Source organism: Polaromonas sp. P4_H1, assembly GCF_056400945.1.
Window position 1 is genome coordinate 85,181 of the sequence record NZ_JBFUKG010000002.1, and the last position, 17,160, is coordinate 102,340.

Below are 17,160 nucleotides of genomic sequence, written 5' to 3' on the forward strand. Positions count from 1 at the left end.
CGTCCGGCTCCAACCCGTACTGAACTGGCGCACCCGATCTGCCTGACTTCATTCATCAATGAACACCGCTTCTGTCACCCTCTCTGCGGCTACGCGACGTTCCGTCCTGCTGCTGTCGTTTGCCACCTTTGCCAGCATGGCGGTACAGCGTATTTGCGACGCAATGCTGCCCGAGCTGTCGCGCACTTTTTCCGCAAGCCTTGCGCAGGCAGCGCAGGTGGTCTCGGTATTTGCGGTGGTGTACGGCCTGGCCCAGCTGGTTTATGGCCCACTGGGCGACCGGTTGAGCAAGTTCGGCATCGTCACCTTTGCCACGCTGTCGTGTTGCGCTGGTAGCCTTATGTCGGTTTTTGCTGTCAGCCTGGACATGCTGGTGCTGGCGCGTGTCATGGTTGCGCTGGGCGCCGCGGCCATTATTCCGCTATCCATGGCATGGATCGGCGACACAGTCGCCTACGAGCTGCGCCAGGAAACGCTGGCACGTGTCGGCCTTGGCACCACGCTGGGCATTGTGTGTGGCCAGCTGGTAGGTGGCTTGCTGACCGACACGCTGGGTTGGCGCTGGGCGTTCGGTCTCATGACGCTGCTGTTCGGCGTGGTGGGATCGCTTCTCTACGTCGACCGGCGCCGCCAGCAAGCTGCGCACGTACCGGTCACCAGCACCGAACCCATCGTTCGCCCTGGTTTTGTGGCGCAGGCGCTCATCATCGTCACCGGGCCATGGTCGCGCATCGTGCTGGCAGTTGCTTTTGTCGAAGGCGCGGCGGGCTTCGGCGTTCTGGCCATCTGGGCGTCGCATCTGCACCGGGCGCAGGGCCTGTCGCTGTCGGCGGCTGGTGCCATTGTGGCGCTGTTCGGTCTGGGCGGCATGCTTTATATGGCGGTGGCGCGCCACCTGATTCGCCGCCTGGGTGAACAGGGGCTTACCGTGCTGGGGGTCTGCCTGATGGGGCTGTCTGCCCTGGTGCTGGGGTTCACGCCGCACTGGTTGCCCAGCCTTCCGGCGTGCCTGATCGCCGGCTTTGGCTTCTTCATGTTCCACAACACCATGCAGACCAATGCCACGCAGATGGCGCCCAAGGCGCGCGGCACAGGCGTGTCGCTTTTCGCCTCGGCACTCTTCATGGGCCAGTCGGTCGGCGTGTTGCTGGCCGCCGGCCTGGTGGAGCGGATTGGCTCCGGTTCCGTGATCGCGCTGGGAGGTGGCGTGCTGGTAACCATCGGCATTTTCTTCGCGCGGGCCTTGCGCCGGCGTGAGGAGTTGATGCGCCGGCAGTGAATTCAGGGCGCGATCACAGAAAGACAAAGGGCCTGCACTTTACCTTTACGTGCGGGCCCTTGCTTTCTTTATATCGCTCCTCAACCTGGGCTCGAGCCAGGGGCCTACGGTGAAACAGGGGGGATAAAAATCCTTACTTTTCAATAACTTATACCCACCTTCGCTCATCACATTTCGCCAGGAACTGCCAAGCTTGTCACGGCAAAACCGCACCTTTGGAATTAGAGGACCCGCACAGGAGTAGCTGAAAATACACTGCGACTCTCATAATGCCTGCAGGCAATTAACAAGGACCAGCGGCATGTACATCCTCCTTAAGCCTCGAAACCTCTGCGCAGGCTTGCTGATCGCCGCAGTCAGTCTATTTTCTACCTCCAGTATTGCATCGCCGCCGTCCACCATCGACGAAAGACTGATCTTCGCCTCGCAACTTTCAATAGCGCTGCAAGATGACCGGGAAGTTGCTGTACTGAACAACGCCACCGCCGCGGCTATGACACCGGATACCGCCGGGACTCCCGCTGCCCAGCCAGCAGGCGATCAGCCGCGAACGCTTGTAGACGAAGCATCTGCTGCAGCAGAACCTGTACCCGCGCAGCCTGCAGTGCTCAATGAAAGAACCACACGCTTTCGCACTGCTGCGCTGATGGCCACCAGCATCGGCGGAACGCTGGCCTACGGGCGGGCCAAGTGGTGGCGAAACGGGTTCGCCGGCGGCTTTAAGACCGTCAATGAAGGATGGTTCGGCCAGGACACGAATTCTGGGGGCGCCGACAAGCTCGGCCATGCCATGTTTGCCTATACCGGTACCCGGTTGTTGACGCGGGCTTTCGAGTGGGCGGGCAACGATTCAACAACCGCCTTGAAGCTGGGTCTATGGACATCGGTCGGTACCTTGATGGGGGTCGAGCTGATCGATGGCTTTTCCAAGAAATGGCGCTTCTCAAAAGAAGATGCCGTGGCCAATCTTGCAGGCGGCGCACTGGCTTATATGATGGAGCGCAACCCGAAGCTGGACGCGCTGATCGATCTACGACTTCAATACAGCTCGCCGTCAGGAGGGCACAAATTCGATCCGTTTGGCGACTATTCCAGCCAGCGCTACCTGCTGGTGCTCAAGGCCAGCGGCGTGCCGGAATTCAAGCAGCACCCGCTGCTCAAGTACCTTGAGATTAACCTCGGCTACGGAACGCGCAACTTCGACACAAACTCGCGTGCGCTGACTCCGCCGGCCCGCCACGCCTACTTCGGCATATCACTCAACCTGTCGGAACTGCTGCGCAACACGGTTTACAAGGGCAACGCCAGTCCCTCGCGTACCCAGCGCGTGACCGAGACCTTCTTCGAGTTCATACAAATCCCCGCCGCCACAATGCAGGCCGATCACGTCATCCGTTGACTGGTTGACGGCTACCCGGTGGAAACCGAGCCCGACATAAGCCAGTCGCGCCAAGCTGACCACAGCCGCCAACAAAGTTGAGTACCTGTGAAGCACTGGATATTAGACAGCTGCCTAATACTTGTCTAAAAGTAAAAAAGCCCACTACCATTTCGATAGCGGGCTTTTCAATGCCGATGCGGCTTATATGGCTCCTCAACCTGGGCTCGAACCAGGGACCTACGGATTAACAGTCCGGCGCTCTACCAACTGAGCTATTGAGGAATACAGCCTTAGATTATAGCGTCATTTTTCTCCACTTTTCCGTGCGACGCATTCTTATCAACGCACCTCATCGGCAGTCTTTTATTCCACAAACAACAAACAAGGATCGCCGATTTTTATACAGGACACATTTGCTATCGATTTAATAGCAAAAACATCAAGCCCTGCCAATCCACTGCGCCCACTCAAAGCTGCCAGCTCAGCTACCATCTGCAGATGTCTCTCCTGAAACATTTTTAAAGCCCTCATGTTGCCGAGATTCTGAGCCATGGGAAAACTGCCGCGCCCCGTACCCTGGCTTGCCGCCGGGGAGAATTTTCCTCCGCTGGAATTCGCTTGGGGGCGTCACGACCCTGCCCCCGGTCTGTTGGCCGCTGGCGCGGCGCTTGATGTGCCAACGTTGATTCAGGCTTATTCGCGCGGGATTTTCCCCTGGTTTAGTCTGGGCCAGCCGGTGCTCTGGTGGAGTCCAGACCCTCGCATGGTGCTGCATACCGAAAAATTCAAGCTGCATCGATCCCTGCGCAAAAGCCTGAATCGTTTTTTGGACGATCCAGAATGCGAAATACGGTTTGACAGTGCCTTTGACCGCGTTATCAAAGCCTGCGCCAGCCAACCCCGTGCGGGCCAGCCAGGCACCTGGATTGTTCCGGACATGGTGCAAGCCTACTGCGCCCTGCATCGGGCCGGGCACGCCCATAGCGTAGAAACATGGTCACGGGGCGAGTTGGTTGGCGGCCTGTACTGCGTGAAGCTGGGGCGGATGGTCTTTGGAGAATCCATGTTCGCTCATCAGACCGACGCCTCCAAGATTGCACTGGCTGCGCTGGTGGGCTTTTGCCGCGCCCACCAGATCACCATGATCGACTGCCAGCAAAACACCCGGCATTTGGCATCCCTTGGGGCGGCTGAAATTGACCGCACCACTTTCGCGACCCATCTCGGTCAAAACGTGGGGAAAACCACTCCCGCCTGGCAATTTGAAACCGTATACTGGAATCAGATACTGGCGGCTGAAAAGCCGAGGCTACCGTGACGCACCTCAAAGATCTGCCCCTGCAAACCTTGCAGTTTTATGCAACGGCACCCTATCCCTGCAGCTACCTGCCGGGAAGGCAGGCCCGTTCTCAGGTTGCTACCCCGAGTCACCTCATCCACAACGACGCCTATTCGGAGCTTGTGACCAACGGGTTTCGGCGTAGTGGCATGTTTACCTACCGGCCTTATTGCGATGGATGCCAGGCCTGCGTTCCGCTTCGTGTGCCCGTCAAAAGCTTTAAGGCAGATCGCAGCCAGCGACGCGCGTGGAACCGGCATCGCACGATGCAGGCACGCGTACTCAAGCTGTGTTTCATGCCAGAGCACTACCAGCTCTACCTGCGCTACCAGAACGGCCGGCATGCGGGCGGGGGCATGGACCACGACAGCATCGACCAGTACACGCAATTCCTGCTGCAAAGCCGCGTGAATTCGCGTCTGGTGGAGTTTCGGGAAAGCCTGCCCAATGGCGAGGCAGGCGCCCTGAAAATGGTCTCCATTCTCGACGTGCTGGAAGACGGGATCTCGGCGGTTTACACGTTTTACGAACCGGACGCCCGAGCCAGCTATGGCAACTACAGCGTCCTTTGGCAAATAGAGCAGGCCAGGCGGCTTGAGTTGCCTTACGTGTATCTGGGTTACTGGATCGCTCAAAGTCCCAAAATGAGCTACAAGGCCGGATTCAAACCGAACGAAGTACTGCTGAACGGCCAATGGACACTCTCCCACCCCGCTATGGCCCCGGAACATAAAACGGATTGATCTGGCCGAAGGACTCATCACCGAAATAGCCTCGAACAAAATCAATAGGTGCATTGCGATTTCACAGGGTAAAATTTAGTACGTAATACCCATGAAAAAGCCAGACACTGCCCTTGCCTCTACCCCAACCGTTCAGGTGATTGAACGCATGTTCACTTTGCTTGAAATTCTCGCCAATCGCGAAGAGGCGGTCTCCCTCAAGGAGATCAGTGAAAAATCAGGGCTTCACCCCTCCACCGCCCACCGTATCCTGAACGACCTGGCCACCGGGCGTTTTGTGGACCGTCCGGCAGCAGGCAACTATCGGCTGGGCATGCGTCTCCTGGAGCTGGGCAATCTCGTCAAAGCGCGGTTGAACGTACGCGACGCAGCGCTTACGCCGATGCGCGAGCTGCACAAGCTCACTCAACAACCCGTCAACCTGAGCATGCGCCAGGGTGATGAAATTGTGTACGTAGAACGTGCTTACAGTGAGCGATCCGGAATGCAGGTGGTGCGTGCCATCGGTGGGCGGGCACCGCTGCATTTGACTTCGGTCGGCAAGCTGTTTCTGGCTTTTGACGACCCACAACGGCTGCGCGCCTACGCCACTCGTACCGGCCTGTCGGGCCAAACCCGTAACAGCATCACCCAGTTATCGGTACTGGAGCGCGAACTGTCAAAGGCGCGACAATACGGCATTGCGCGCGACAATGAAGAGTTGGAGTTGGGCGTGCGCTGCATGGCAGCCGGTATCTACGACGATCAGAACAGGCTGGTGGCTGGTCTTTCCATTTCGGCCCCCGCCGACAGGCTTGATGAGCACTGGCTACCCAAGCTGCAGGCGACTGCCAACGAAATTTCAGCGGCGCTGGGCTACAAAGCCAAGTAAAAGAGGCTGTCCACCCGGCTCTGCGCATGGGCCGCGATGACACAACGCGGGGCACCCCCGCCAGACATCAACCACCAATTTGCTTGGCTGAAGCGCTGATGTCTATCTTGTTATCGGTCAAAGGAGTTGACTCTACCCAGCGACGCACGCGCTCGGCATCACCCAGGCGACTGAGCTTGCCAGCGGAATCGAGAAACACCATGATCAGCTTGCGGCCCGCAATTTTGGTCTGCATCACGAGACATTGACCCGCTTCAGAGATATAGCCGGTTTTCTGCAGGCCGATATCCCACTCCGGATTCTTCACCAAACGGTTCGTGTTGTTGTACTGCAGCGTACGCTTGCCGACAGCCACCTGATAGCCGGTCGACGTGGACAATTCACGAAGCATCGGGTCTCCATGCGCCGCATTGACCAGCGCGGCCAAATCTTGCGCGCTGGACTGGTTACGGCTGGAAAGGCCCGTTGGTTCGACATAGCTGGTGTCATTCATACCCAGCATCTTTGCCTTGGCGTTCATCAGATTGACGAATGTGGGCATGCCGCCAGGGTAAGTACGGCCCAGGGCATGCGCTGCACGATTCTCGCTGGACATCAGGGCCAGATGGAGTAATTCTCCGCGGGTCAGCGTGGTGCCGACCCTGAGCCGTGAGCTGCTGCCTTTTTCGGTGTCGACGTCATCCTGCGTCACCGTGATCATCTCGTCCATGGGCAGCTTTGCACCGCTGATGATGACGCCGGTCATCAATTTGGTGAGTGAAGCAATCGGCAATACGGCGTGGTCATTTTTACTGAACAGTACTTCACGCGTATCCTGGTCAATGACCAGCGCCACACTAGACTTCAATTCCAGTGGATCCTGGGCCCCATGCAGGCCGGCCATCTGACCGAAAGAAGGTTTGCCGGGAATAGCCGCGCGAACAATGGTTCTACCTTTTGTGCCCGCTGTAAACCGGGCACTCTTGCGGGCCGTGACAGCTTTTTTGGTAACAGTTGTCTTCGCGGCGCGCTGCTTTTTTACAATTTCGGTCTTGTCAGTTGCCGCGTTGGATACCGGCATTGCAAGTCCAGCAAACAAAGCCAGGAATCCAACGATTTTTAATGCGCGATTGAAAATCTGATGAGACATGGTGAATTTTGCCTGCCGTGGATTGCAATGTAAGTAATGGATGCAGTGTATACAAATAGAAAAAGTCACGCAATATCAAAAACTTGCGTGACTTTCCTAAAAACTCATCAGTTTCGGGGGGAAGTTCTACAACTCAGATTGAGATTTTCGCTATGACATCACTCTAAGTCATTGAATATAAACAATATTTAAGCCAACGACTGGGAGATCAACCCTGTGCAGCAACGCGGTCAGCCTTGCTCTGAAGCTTGTTCAACGCGCTAAGGTAGGCTTTCGCCGACGCCACCACAATATCCGGGTCCGCCCCAACGCCATTCACCACGCGTCCATTATTTTGTAACCGCACGGTCACTTCACCCTGGCTCTCGGTGGATCCGCTGATGGCGTTCACGGAATACAGCACCATCTCCGCTCCGCTTTTCACATGCGTTTCGATGGCCTTGAGCGAGGCATCTACCGGGCCGTTACCGTCTGACTCGCCGCGCATTTCCTTGCCAGCCACGGTGAATACAACGACCGCATGCGGCCGCTCACCGGTTTCGCTGTGCTGTGCCAGGGACACGAATCCATATTGCTCCTGGTCATGATGAATGATGCTTTCGTCACTGACCAGCGCCAGGATGTCTTCGTCGAAAATCTCGCTTTTCCGGTCGGCCAGTTCCTTGAACCTGGCAAATGCCGTATTGATGTCGGCTTCGCTTTCCAGCGACACGCCAAGATCCTGCAATCGCTGCTTGAAGGCATTGCGGCCACTGAGCTTGCCCAACACCATTTTGCTGGCACTCCAGCCCACATCTTCGGCACGCATGATCTCGTATGTCTCGCGCGCCTTCAGCATGCCGTCCTGGTGAATACCCGACGCGTGCGCAAAGGCGTTTGCGCCCACCACGGCCTTGTTGGGCTGCACCACGAAGCCGGTGGTCTGGCTGACCATGCGACTTGCAGCCACGATATGCAGCGGATCAATGTTCATGTCGAGCTTGAAATAGTCCTTGCGTGTTTTCACGGCCATGACGATTTCTTCAAGTGAGCAGTTGCCGGCGCGTTCACCGAGTCCGTTGATCGTGCATTCCACTTGCCGCGCACCGCCGATCATCACGCCCGCCAGTGAATTGGCAACCGCCATGCCCAAGTCATTGTGGCAATGAACGGACCAGATGGCCTTGTCACTATTGGGCACGCGTTCACGCAGCGTCTTGATGAAGTGACCGTACAACTCCGGCACGGCATACCCCACGGTGTCCGGAACATTAATGGTCGTGGCGCCCTCGTCAATCACGGCTTCAAGGACGCGGCACAGGTAGTCAACGTCGCTGCGATAGCCGTCCTCGGGACTGAACTCGACATCCGCCACCAGATTGCGCGCAAAACGCACCGAGAGCCTGGCCTGTTCAAGTACCTGCTCCGGTGTCATCCGCAGCTTCTTTTCCATGTGCAACGCACTGGTAGCGATGAAGGTATGAATACGGGCGTTGTTGGCGCCTTTGAGTGCTTCAGCGGCGCGAGAAATATCACGGTCATTGGCGCGCGACAGCGAGCAGATGGTGGAATCCCTGATCGTATTGGCGATCGCCTGCACGGCCTCGAAATCGCCGTTGGAGCTTGCTGCGAATCCGGCCTCGATCACATCAACTTTGAGACGCTCCAGCTGGCGCGCAATGCGCAGTTTTTCATCTTTCGTCATGGACGCGCCGGGCGACTGCTCGCCATCGCGCAAGGTGGTATCAAAAATGATAAGTTTGTCGGTCATGGCAAGCTCCTGATGGGCTGGTCGGTGTACTGTAGGTCTCAATGCGCAATGGTAGCCGTAGCGACGCCCTGTCCGGCCCTGCTGCGCTGCAGGCCCGAAACGATCGCCTTGAGCGACGCCGAAACGATATTGCCGTCCATGCCGATGCCAAAGAGCGTCTGGTCGTTGATGCGCAGTTCCAGGTAAGCCACGGCCTGCGCGCTGGCACCGGAGCCGATGGCGTGCTCGTGGTAATCGAGAACGCGAACCGCATGGCCAGTCGCCGCATTGAGGCCCGCGACAAAGGCATCAATCGGGCCTGTGCCCCTGCCTTCGACCTGGTGGTTGCGGCCGGCGATTCGCACGTCGGCCTTGATGTTGAACGACTTGCCATCGGCGCCGCCCGTTTCCTCGATCACAAGATGCTGAGGTGCGGCGACCGTCTGAACGCCATATTCTTTTTCAAGCAACGCAAAAATATCTTGCGCCGTCAGTTCCTTGCCTGTGGCATCCATCACGCCCTGCACAACCTGACTGAATTCGATCTGCAGGCGACGCGGAAGCTCCAGGCCGAACTCGCTTTCGAGCAGGTAGGCAATACCGCCCTTGCCCGACTGGCTGTTGACGCGAATCACCGCTTCGTAGCTGCGGCCGAGGTCCTTCGGATCGATGGGCAGGTAGGGCATGTCCCAGATATCGCCCTCCTTGCGCGCGGCGAAAGCCTTTTTGATTGCGTCCTGGTGCGAACCAGAAAACGACGTGTAAACCAGGTCGCCCGCATAAGGATGACGCGGATGCACGGGTAACTGGTTGCAGTACTCCACCGTGCGGCGTATCTCGTCGATTTCCGAGAAATCGAGGCCCGGCGATACACCCTGGGTGTAAAGGTTGAGCGCAACGTTGACGAGGTCAAGGTTGCCCGTGCGTTCACCGTTGCCGAAAAGACAGCCTTCGATGCGATCGGCGCCAGCCATCAGGGCAAATTCCCCGGCCGCTGTACCCGTTCCCCTGTCGTTGTGCGGATGAACAGACAAGACAATGGCATCGCGCCGCGCCAGGTGCCGATGCATCCACTCCATCATGTCGGCAAAGATGTTGGGAGTGGAATGCTCCACCGTCGACGGCAGGTTGATGATGCACTTGTGTCCGGGCGTGGGCTGCCATACCTCGGTTACCGCATCGACGACACGCCGGGAAAACTCGAGTTCGGTTCCCGACCACATTTCAGGCGAATACTGGAATGTCCAGTGCGTGCCGGGCTGCTCGGCAGCCAGCTGCATGAAAAGACGCGCGTTATCTGTGGCGAGTTTGACGATTTCGTCCTCGTCCATGCCAAGCACGACCCGGCGCATGACGGGCGCGGTGGCATTGTAGAGATGGACGATCGCTTTTTTGGCGCCCCTGAGCGCCTCGAACGTGCGACGGATCAACGGCTCTCGGGCCTGCGTGAGTACCTGGATGGTGACGTCGTCAGGGATCAGCTTGTCGTCGATCAGGTGGCGGAGAAAGTCGAATTCAGTTTGCGAGGCCGAGGGGAAACCGACTTCAATCTCCTTGAAGCCGATCTTCACGAGTGTCTCGAACATCTTGAGCTTGCGCGGGATATCCATCGGCTCGATCAGCGCTTGATTGCCATCGCGCAGGTCGACGCTGCACCAGATCGGAGCACGTGTCAGCACCGCATCAGGCCAGCTACGGTCGGCCAGGCGAATAGGGGGAAAGGACTTGTATTTGCTCGAAGGTGTTTTCAACATGTTCATCTCGTCAACTCTGAAGATTTCAAAAAAACAGCAACCCAAAGAAAAACGGCCCGTTGCTGTTGCAAACGGGCCGTTGAATTGGGTGTACGCGTGCGCGCTACCGTCTCCGCCCGTGGGGAGATAGCAGTAGTGCCAGCGAAATTTGTTTCATGAAATAAATATACCACACTTTATTTGTGAAGACCGCGCTCGTCAGGCTCATCCGTGGACGTCGAGATCACGCTGGTCTGCAGGCCCTTGGCCCTGCGCCAGCCGTACAAGACATAACCGGACAAACCATAAAGCACAAACAGCGCAAACATCACGGTGGGTGGGTGAATGTTGATCACCGCAATTCCCAGCGCAATCAGCACAATGACGACAAACGGCACACTGCGCTTCAGGCTGAGGTCTTTAAAGCTGTAAAACGGGACATTGGTCACCATGGTCAGACCGGCGTAAAGCGTCAGGCCAAAAGTAATCCAGCGAACCTCCAGTCCCTCGACTCCCGCGTCGGTCATCAGCCAAATAAAACCAGCCACGAGTGCCGCGGCGGCCGGCGAAGGCAGGCCTTGAAAGAAGCGCTTGTCAACCACGGCGGTGTTGACGTTGAAGCGGGCCAGGCGCAATGCCGCGCAGGCACAGTACACAAAGGCACCAATCCAGCCCCAGCGCCCAAGACTGGTCAGCGCCCACACATAGGCAATCAGTGCAGGTGCTGCGCCAAAAGACACCATATCCGACAGGGAGTCCATCTGCTCGCCAAAAGCGCTTTGGGTATTGGTCATGCGTGCCACCCGGCCATCCAGGCTGTCGAGCACCATGGCGCAAAATACACCAATGGCGGCCTGGTCAAAACGCCCGTTCATGGCCATGACGATGGCATAGAAGCCACCAAAGAGCGCAGCCAGCGTAAACAGGTTGGGCAGTATGTAAATGCCTTTACGCCGTTTGCGCACGACTATCTCGTCGGGCACTGAATTCGATTCCTCGCCGTCATGCATAAAAATACTCCTGAAGCACAAGCCTTGTGTGCAATGGTTACATGCTATTCAATTCATAGCATTTATTGGCGTCTGTAGCGCACACCAAATCAATAGCACACCAATATCCGCCAAACGTGGCCCAGAAATCACACCCTGCGTTAAAAGGTGTCCTTTGAAGGTTGACTGTCTGAGGATACCAAATCAATTGCCCGGATAAAGGCAAAGCGACAGGGAACCTTGCCCGAGTTTCGCGCAGCCAATAAAAAGGCCGCGCAAGAAAATTGCGCGGCCCTTTGCAGGACAAGGCCTGATGGATCGTGAAATCAGTTGCGCGTCTGGTCGACGAGCTTGTTTTTGGCGATCCAGGGCATCATGGCGCGGAGTTTTTCGCCCACGATCTCGATCTGGTGCTCGGCGTTCAGGCGACGGCGGCTCAGCAGCGTTGGCGCACCGGCACGGTTTTCGAGCAGGAAGCTCTTGGCGTATTCACCGGTCTGGATGTCCTTCAGGCACTTGCGCATGGCTTCCTTCGTAGCGGAGGTCACGATGTTCGGGCCCGTCACGTACTCGCCATACTCGGCGTTGTTGGAGATTGAGTAGTTCATGTTGGCGATGCCGCCTTCATAAATCAGGTCCACGATCAACTTGAGTTCATGCAGGCACTCGAAATAGGCCATTTCCGGGGCGTAGCCAGCTTCCACCAGCGTCTCAAAGCCGGCCTTGATCAGTTCGACCGTACCACCGCACAGGACAGCCTGTTCGCCGAACAGATCGGTTTCGGTCTCTTCGCGGAAGTTGGTTTCAATGATGCCGGCCTTGCCGCCGCCATTGGCCATCGCGTAGCTGAGCGCCAGATCGCGCGCCTTGCCGCTCTTGTCCTGGTGTACAGCCACCAGGTGAGGCACGCCGCCACCCTGGGTGTAGGTGTTGCGGACGGTGTGGCCTGGCGCCTTGGGAGCGACCATCCAGACGTCGAGGTCGGCGCGCGGAATCACGGCGCCGTAGTGCACATTGAAACCGTGGGCAAACACCAGCGAAGCGCCCTGCTTGATGTTGGGTGCCACGTCGTTGGCATAAACCGCGCCGATCTGTTCGTCGGGCAGCAAAATCATGACCACATCGGCGGCCTTGACGGCATCTGCAACCTCGGCAACTTTCAGGCCGGCTTTTTCGACCTTGGGCCACGAAGCGCCGCCTTTGCGCAGTCCTACGACCACTTTCACGCCGCTGTCGTTCAGATTCTGTGCGTGGGCGTGACCCTGGCTGCCGTAGCCGATGATCGCAACCGTTTTGCCCTTGATCAGGCTCAAATCACAATCCTTGTCGTAAAAAACTTTCATCTCTGGCTCCTAAGTAATCACAAATAAATCAAACAAATCCGGCAAAAGCGCCGCAAGCGATGCCTTTACCGGCAACTTCAAACTCTCAGAATTCGCTCGCCACGGCCGATGCCGCTTGAACCGGTTCGCACCGTTTCCAGGATTGCACTGCGGTCAATCGCCTCCAGAAACGCATCGTTTTTGGACTGGTCGCCCGTCAACTCAATCGTGTAGCTTTTTTCAGTCACGTCAATAATCCGCCCGCGAAATATATCAGCCATGCGTTTCATTTCCTCGCGCTCCTTGCCGACGGCGCGCACCTTGACCATCATCAGTTCCCGCTCTGTGTAGGAGCCTTCGGTCAGGTCGACCACCTTCACCACTTCGATCAACCGGTTCAGGTGCTTGGTGATCTGCTCGATCACGTCATCAGATCCGGTGGTCTGGATGGTCATGCGCGACAGGCTCGGATCCTCGGTGGGGGCGACGGTCAGGCTTTCGATGTTGTAGCCGCGCGCCGAGAACAGGCCGACCACGCGGGAAAGAGCGCCCGGCTCGTTTTCCAGCAAAACTGCAATGATGTGCTTCATAAGAAGATTCCTCTTTTCGTTGCCCTCCCCCGCGCACGGTAATGCGCAGGCTTGGCAGACAATAGATTCGTCAGTTGACGGTTGATAAATAGAACGGTGCGGGTTTACAGGTCTTCAGAGCCCAGCAGCATTTCCGTAATGCCCTTGCCGGCTTGCACCATCGGGAACACGTTCTCAGTGGGATCCGTGCGGAAGTCCATGAACACCGTGCGGTCCTTGAGCTTGCGGGCCTCACGAAGCGCTGGTTCCACATCCTGCGGTTTTTCGATCAGCATGCCGACATGCCCATAGGCTTCGGCCAGCTTCACGAAATTAGGCAGCGCGTCCATGTAGCTGCTGCTGTAACGCCCGGCGTATTCCACTTCCTGCCACTGGCGAACCATGCCCAGATAGCGGTTGTTGAGCGACACGATCTTGATCGGCGTGTTGTACTGCAGGCAGGTGGAAAGTTCCTGAATGCACATTTGCACCGAACCTTCACCGGTGATGCAGAACACTTCCGAGTCGGGTCTGGCCAGCTTGATGCCCATCGCATAGGGAATGCCAACGCCCATGGTCCCCAGGCCACCCGAATTGATCCAGCGCCGCGGCTGGTCAAACTTGTAGTATTGCGCGGCCCACATCTGGTGCTGGCCCACATCCGAAGTGATGTAGGTGTCGGCGTCCTTGGTCATGTTCCAGAGCGTCTCGACCACATGCTGGGGCTTGATCACATCGCCCTTGCCCATGCTGTACTTCATGCAGTCGCGCTTGCGCCAGCCTTCAATCGTCTCCCACCAGCCGCCCAGTGCATTGGCATCGGGCTTGAGACCGGACTCCCGGATCATGCTGATCAGCTCGGTCAGCACGTCCTTGACATCGCCCACGATTGGAATATCGACCTTGACGCGCTTGGAAATGCTCGAGGGATCAATGTCGACATGAATGATCTTGCGTTCGTTTTGCGCAAAGTGCTTTGGGTTCCCAATCACGCGGTCGTCAAAACGGGCCCCTACCGCCAGCAGCACATCGCAATGCTGCATCGCGTTATTGGCTTCAATGGTCCCGTGCATTCCCAGCATGCCGAGAAACTTCTTGTCGCTGGCCGGATAGGCGCCCAACCCCATCAGCGTGTTGGTGCAGGGATAGCCCAGCATGTCCACCAGTGTGCGCAACTCCTGCGAAGCATTGCTGAGCAGCACGCCCCCCCCGGTGTAGATGTACGGCCGCTTGGCAGACATGAGCAGTTGCAGCGCCTTGCGGATCTGCCCGCCATGCCCCTTGCGCACCGGATTGTAGGAGCGCATTTCGACGCTCTGCGGATAGCCGGTGTACGACGTCTTGTTGAACGAAACGTCCTTGGGGATGTCAACCACCACCGGGCCCGGCCGGCCGCTGCGGGCGATATGGAACGCCTTTTTAAGCGTGTCGGCCATCTGGCGCACGTCCTTGACCAGGAAGTTGTGCTTGACGATGGGTCGGGTAATGCCGACGGTGTCGCATTCCTGAAAAGCATCCAGGCCAATAGCGTGGGTTGGCACCTGGCCGGTGATGATCACCATCGGGATGCTGTCCATATAGGCCGTGGCGATGCCGGTCACGGCATTGGTTACGCCCGGGCCGGAGGTGACCAGCGCGACCCCGACATCCCCCGTAGCACGCGCATAACCATCGGCCGCATGCACCGCAGCCTGCTCGTGGCGCACCAGGATATGCTGGATCGAGTCCTGCTTGTAAAAAGCATCGTAGATATGAAGAACTGCGCCGCCCGGATAGCCCCAGATGTACTTGACACCCTCAGCCTGAAGCGACTTCACGAGGATTTCTGCGCCCCGGAGTTCCTGTGAATTTGCGTTTGTGTTGGCAGACGCGGCTGCCGCGGAAGCAATTTCCGCCTTGGAGACTTCCATGATGAACCTTTGTGAATTTCTCTAACGAAATACCTTGGGTGCCTCTTCGCCCACTCTTGTGAAGCGGCGTTGAGACTTGAGGCCAGAACCATAAGCAGAGACATAATCCGCCGAGTCATGACCCGTTTGCCGTTTGAATTGCAAGCCGTATTATGACATTTCGCGTTGCGCAATAGCAGCAATGGCGGAAAAAGTGTCCGGCGAGGGCTATGCGCAGGTACCCTGATGCGATAATTTTGAGGCTGAATCCTTGAGATACATGCTTGGCAGGCATGTTTAGGCGGTATCCGCAAACACAATAATGACAGTGCTGGGACAAACCGGAACCCCAAACCGTTGGCAACTGAACAAGAACTTTCTGATTTCCTGAAAACCGTTGAAAAGCGCGCTTTCAAGCGCAGCGTTTATCACGTACGGGACGAAGAAGCCGCTCTGGATATCGTTCAGGACAGCATGATGAAACTGGCGCAGCACTATGGCGACAAGCCAGCCGCCGAACTCCCCATGCTGTTTCAGCGCATTTTGTCCAACACCACCCTGGACTGGTTTCGCCGCCGCAAGACCCGAAACGCCCTGTTTTCAAACATGAGCGACTTCGAATCGCCGGGTGAAGACGGAGATTTCGATCTTCTGGAAACTTTAGAGGCCCTGACAAACTCTGAAGGTACAGAAAGCGCCCAGGACGCCACAGAACGGGCCCAGGTATTGCGGGAAATCGAACTGGCGGTCAAGGAGCTGCCCGGCCGTCAACGGGAAGCGTTTCTGATGCGTTACTGGGAGGAGATGGATGTGGCTGAAACGGCTGCTGCCATGGGTTGCTCGGAAGGAAGCGTGAAAACGCACTGTTCCCGTGCAGTTCAGGCCCTCAGTAAAGCATTGAGCGCCAAAGGTTTAAAACTATGACTAATTCATTACATAAAAGAAGAGCCGATATCCTGCAGGATCGTTTTGGCCTGAAAACCGTCTCGTACCTGTCCTCTGGAGCAGCGGACCTGCCTTACGACGTCTCCGAACGCCTGCGTGCTGCCCGCGCCCAAGCGATTTCCCAGCGAAAAATCGCAAAAACCGAAACCGCCGGCAGCGTTGTCAATGCCGGCGGCGGCGCTGCGCTCACCTGGGGTTCCGATGACGGCCTGAACTGGTGGTCCCGTATTGCCTCGGTGCTGCCGCTCATCGCGCTGGTGGTCGGCTTGCTGGTCATCAATTCGATTCAAAACGACAACCAGGCCCGGGAACTGGCCGAAGTGGACGTGGCCCTGCTGACCGATGAACTACCGCCCGACGCATTCGCCGACCCTGGCTTCGTCCAGTTTCTCAAGGCTACGCGCTAAGCCCCGACGTTCCTCATTGCTCAAATGATCGCGCAAGCAGCCTTACACGTCCAACCGCTAGCGAACCGTCCACCTTGTTTGATGCGCCAAGCGCCGGGTGGCCGGGTTTTGAGGCTGCGGTTGCTGTCGCTTGGGCTGCTGGTGAGCAGCCTGCTGGCCTTGCCCACCTTCTGTTTCGCCCAGGCAGCCCAGCCTGCAGCCCCCGCCAGCGCACTGGTAACCGGCAAGCCATCCCTGGCGCCGCCGCAGGTCAAGCCCGCCATATCTCGCCCTACCTGGACAGAACTCACGCCCATGCAGCAGCAGGCGCTCAAGCCGCTGGCTTCAAGCTGGAACGCCATCAATGAGGGGCAAAAGCGCAAATGGCTGGAAATCTCCAAAAATTACCCCTCGCTGCCTCCCGAAGGCCAGGCCACCATGCACAGCCGCATGAACGATTGGGTCATGTTGAGCCCCCAGCAACGCGCGCAGGCACGGCTCAACTTTGGCAAAACAAAGGAACTGTCCGGGCAATTGACGCCGGAAGAGAAAAAAGCCAAGTGGGAAACTTACCAGGCCCTGAGCGCCGAAGAAAAACAGAAGCTGGCTGCCAAGGCCAGCCCCAAGCCGACTGGCGCCGCCACGGCTGTCAAGCCGGTGGCTCCGCAGAAACTCGCCGCCGTTCCGCCCCATACCAACAAGCCGGCCCCCAAGCCTGCGCCTAAAATCATGCCTTCACAACCGGCGGAGGCCGGCAACCCATCGGCACCGCGCCCGGGTGAAGCCGCCAACAGCCGACCCGGTACCGCACCCCAGCGCTGAACCCGCCAGTGTGCATACTGGCCGAGGTTATTTA

General features: G+C 57.6%; 16 protein-coding genes and 1 tRNA gene. 8 read left to right on the forward strand and 9 right to left on the reverse strand.

Annotated features, from left to right (window positions below):
* Positions 1-58: 58 nt before the first annotated feature.
* Positions 59-1,279, forward strand: a complete 1,221-nt coding sequence (locus AC1DS5_RS03260) for an MFS transporter (RefSeq protein ID WP_477716826.1) — start codon at positions 59-61, stop codon at positions 1,277-1,279.
* A 301-nt stretch (positions 1,280-1,580) separates the two neighbouring features.
* Positions 1,581-2,678: a DUF2279 domain-containing protein gene (locus AC1DS5_RS03265; protein WP_477716827.1), complete on the forward strand. Its 1,098-nt coding sequence runs from the start codon at positions 1,581-1,583 to the stop codon at positions 2,676-2,678.
* 188 nt (positions 2,679-2,866) lie between these two features.
* Here the strand turns inward: AC1DS5_RS03265 and AC1DS5_RS03270 are convergent.
* Together AC1DS5_RS03270 and AC1DS5_RS03275 are read right to left on the reverse strand one after the other, a co-directional pair.
* Positions 2,867-2,942, reverse strand: a tRNA-Asn gene (locus tag AC1DS5_RS03270).
* An 81-nt stretch (positions 2,943-3,023) separates the two neighbouring features.
* The gene (locus AC1DS5_RS03275) at positions 3,024-3,212 is read right to left on the reverse strand and encodes a hypothetical protein (RefSeq protein ID WP_477716828.1); all 189 of its coding nucleotides are present in this window, start codon (positions 3,210-3,212) and stop codon (positions 3,024-3,026) included.
* On the opposite strand from AC1DS5_RS03275, the gene aat reads away from it, so the two are divergent.
* The 3 genes from aat (at position 3,211) to AC1DS5_RS03290 (ending at position 5,613) form a co-directional block, all read left to right on the forward strand.
* Positions 3,211-3,978, forward strand: coding sequence for a leucyl/phenylalanyl-tRNA--protein transferase (gene aat, locus AC1DS5_RS03280; protein ID WP_477716829.1), 768 nt, complete (start codon positions 3,211-3,213; stop codon positions 3,976-3,978). The genes AC1DS5_RS03275 and aat overlap by 2 nt on opposite strands.
* Positions 3,975-4,742, forward strand: a complete 768-nt coding sequence (locus AC1DS5_RS03285) for an arginyltransferase (RefSeq protein WP_477716830.1) — start codon at positions 3,975-3,977, stop codon at positions 4,740-4,742. The genes aat and AC1DS5_RS03285 overlap by 4 nt, the downstream gene beginning before the upstream one ends.
* A 91-nt stretch (positions 4,743-4,833) precedes the next feature.
* Positions 4,834-5,613, forward strand: coding sequence for an IclR family transcriptional regulator (locus tag AC1DS5_RS03290; protein WP_477716831.1), 780 nt, complete (start codon positions 4,834-4,836; stop codon positions 5,611-5,613).
* Between the two features lie 67 nt (positions 5,614-5,680).
* Here AC1DS5_RS03290 and pbpG read toward each other — a convergent pair whose 3' ends face one another.
* The 7 genes from pbpG to AC1DS5_RS03325 form a co-directional block, all read right to left on the reverse strand.
* Positions 5,681-6,742: a D-alanyl-D-alanine endopeptidase gene (gene pbpG / locus AC1DS5_RS03295; RefSeq protein WP_477716832.1), complete on the reverse strand. Its 1,062-nt coding sequence runs from the start codon at positions 6,740-6,742 to the stop codon at positions 5,681-5,683.
* A 208-nt stretch (positions 6,743-6,950) separates the two neighbouring features.
* On the reverse strand, positions 6,951-8,492 hold the full coding sequence (locus AC1DS5_RS03300; protein ID WP_477716833.1) for a 2-isopropylmalate synthase: 1,542 nt from the start codon (positions 8,490-8,492) through the stop codon (positions 6,951-6,953).
* Between the two features lie 38 nt (positions 8,493-8,530).
* A complete protein-coding gene (leuA, locus tag AC1DS5_RS03305; RefSeq protein WP_477716834.1) occupies positions 8,531-10,225 on the reverse strand; it encodes a 2-isopropylmalate synthase in 1,695 nt (564 codons plus the stop codon).
* A gap of 176 nt (positions 10,226-10,401) precedes the next feature.
* A complete protein-coding gene (gene pssA, locus AC1DS5_RS03310; protein WP_477716835.1) occupies positions 10,402-11,214 on the reverse strand; it encodes a CDP-diacylglycerol--serine O-phosphatidyltransferase in 813 nt (270 codons plus the stop codon).
* 305 nt (positions 11,215-11,519) lie between these two features.
* Positions 11,520-12,536: a ketol-acid reductoisomerase gene (gene ilvC / locus AC1DS5_RS03315; RefSeq protein ID WP_477716836.1), complete on the reverse strand. Its 1,017-nt coding sequence runs from the start codon at positions 12,534-12,536 to the stop codon at positions 11,520-11,522.
* A gap of 77 nt (positions 12,537-12,613) precedes the next feature.
* Complete coding sequence (ilvN, locus tag AC1DS5_RS03320; protein ID WP_011483239.1) at positions 12,614-13,105, reverse strand: acetolactate synthase small subunit; 492 nt, start codon at positions 13,103-13,105, stop codon at positions 12,614-12,616.
* Between the two features lie 104 nt (positions 13,106-13,209).
* Positions 13,210-14,994, reverse strand: coding sequence for an acetolactate synthase 3 catalytic subunit (locus tag AC1DS5_RS03325; protein WP_477716837.1), 1,785 nt, complete (start codon positions 14,992-14,994; stop codon positions 13,210-13,212).
* A 336-nt stretch (positions 14,995-15,330) separates the two neighbouring features.
* Between AC1DS5_RS03325 and AC1DS5_RS03330 the strand changes: the two genes are divergently transcribed.
* From AC1DS5_RS03330 to AC1DS5_RS03340, 3 genes are all read left to right on the forward strand, one after another.
* Positions 15,331-15,897, forward strand: coding sequence for an RNA polymerase sigma factor (locus AC1DS5_RS03330; RefSeq protein ID WP_477716838.1), 567 nt, complete (start codon positions 15,331-15,333; stop codon positions 15,895-15,897).
* Positions 15,894-16,325, forward strand: coding sequence for a DUF3619 family protein (locus AC1DS5_RS03335; protein WP_477716839.1), 432 nt, complete (start codon positions 15,894-15,896; stop codon positions 16,323-16,325). Before AC1DS5_RS03330 ends, AC1DS5_RS03335 begins: the two co-directional genes overlap by 4 nt.
* A gap of 120 nt (positions 16,326-16,445) precedes the next feature.
* Positions 16,446-17,126: a DUF3106 domain-containing protein gene (locus AC1DS5_RS03340; RefSeq protein ID WP_477716840.1), complete on the forward strand. Its 681-nt coding sequence runs from the start codon at positions 16,446-16,448 to the stop codon at positions 17,124-17,126.
* Positions 17,127-17,160: the final 34 nt, after the last annotated feature.

Excerpts from the sequence above, each read along its gene's own strand:
- AC1DS5_RS03260 (WP_477716826.1), top strand. The coding sequence starts at position 59 with ATGAACACCGCTTCTGTCACCCTCTCTGCGGCTACGCGACGTTCCGTC.
- AC1DS5_RS03265 (WP_477716827.1), top strand. The coding sequence starts at position 1,581 with ATGTACATCCTCCTTAAGCCTCGAAACCTCTGCGCAGGCTTGCTGATC.
- aat (WP_477716829.1), top strand. The coding sequence starts at position 3,211 with ATGGGAAAACTGCCGCGCCCCGTACCCTGGCTTGCCGCCGGGGAGAAT.
- AC1DS5_RS03275 (WP_477716828.1), bottom strand. The coding sequence starts at position 3,212 with ATGGCTCAGAATCTCGGCAACATGAGGGCTTTAAAAATGTTTCAGGAG.
- AC1DS5_RS03290 (WP_477716831.1), top strand. The coding sequence starts at position 4,834 with ATGAAAAAGCCAGACACTGCCCTTGCCTCTACCCCAACCGTTCAGGTG.
- pbpG (WP_477716832.1), bottom strand. The coding sequence starts at position 6,742 with ATGTCTCATCAGATTTTCAATCGCGCATTAAAAATCGTTGGATTCCTG.
- AC1DS5_RS03300 (WP_477716833.1), bottom strand. The coding sequence starts at position 8,492 with ATGACCGACAAACTTATCATTTTTGATACCACCTTGCGCGATGGCGAG.
- leuA (WP_477716834.1), bottom strand. The coding sequence starts at position 10,225 with ATGTTGAAAACACCTTCGAGCAAATACAAGTCCTTTCCCCCTATTCGC.
- pssA (WP_477716835.1), bottom strand. The coding sequence starts at position 11,214 with ATGCATGACGGCGAGGAATCGAATTCAGTGCCCGACGAGATAGTCGTG.
- ilvC (WP_477716836.1), bottom strand. The coding sequence starts at position 12,536 with ATGAAAGTTTTTTACGACAAGGATTGTGATTTGAGCCTGATCAAGGGC.
- ilvN (WP_011483239.1), bottom strand. The coding sequence starts at position 13,105 with ATGAAGCACATCATTGCAGTTTTGCTGGAAAACGAGCCGGGCGCTCTT.
- AC1DS5_RS03325 (WP_477716837.1), bottom strand. The coding sequence starts at position 14,994 with ATGGAAGTCTCCAAGGCGGAAATTGCTTCCGCGGCAGCCGCGTCTGCC.
- AC1DS5_RS03335 (WP_477716839.1), top strand. The coding sequence starts at position 15,894 with ATGACTAATTCATTACATAAAAGAAGAGCCGATATCCTGCAGGATCGT.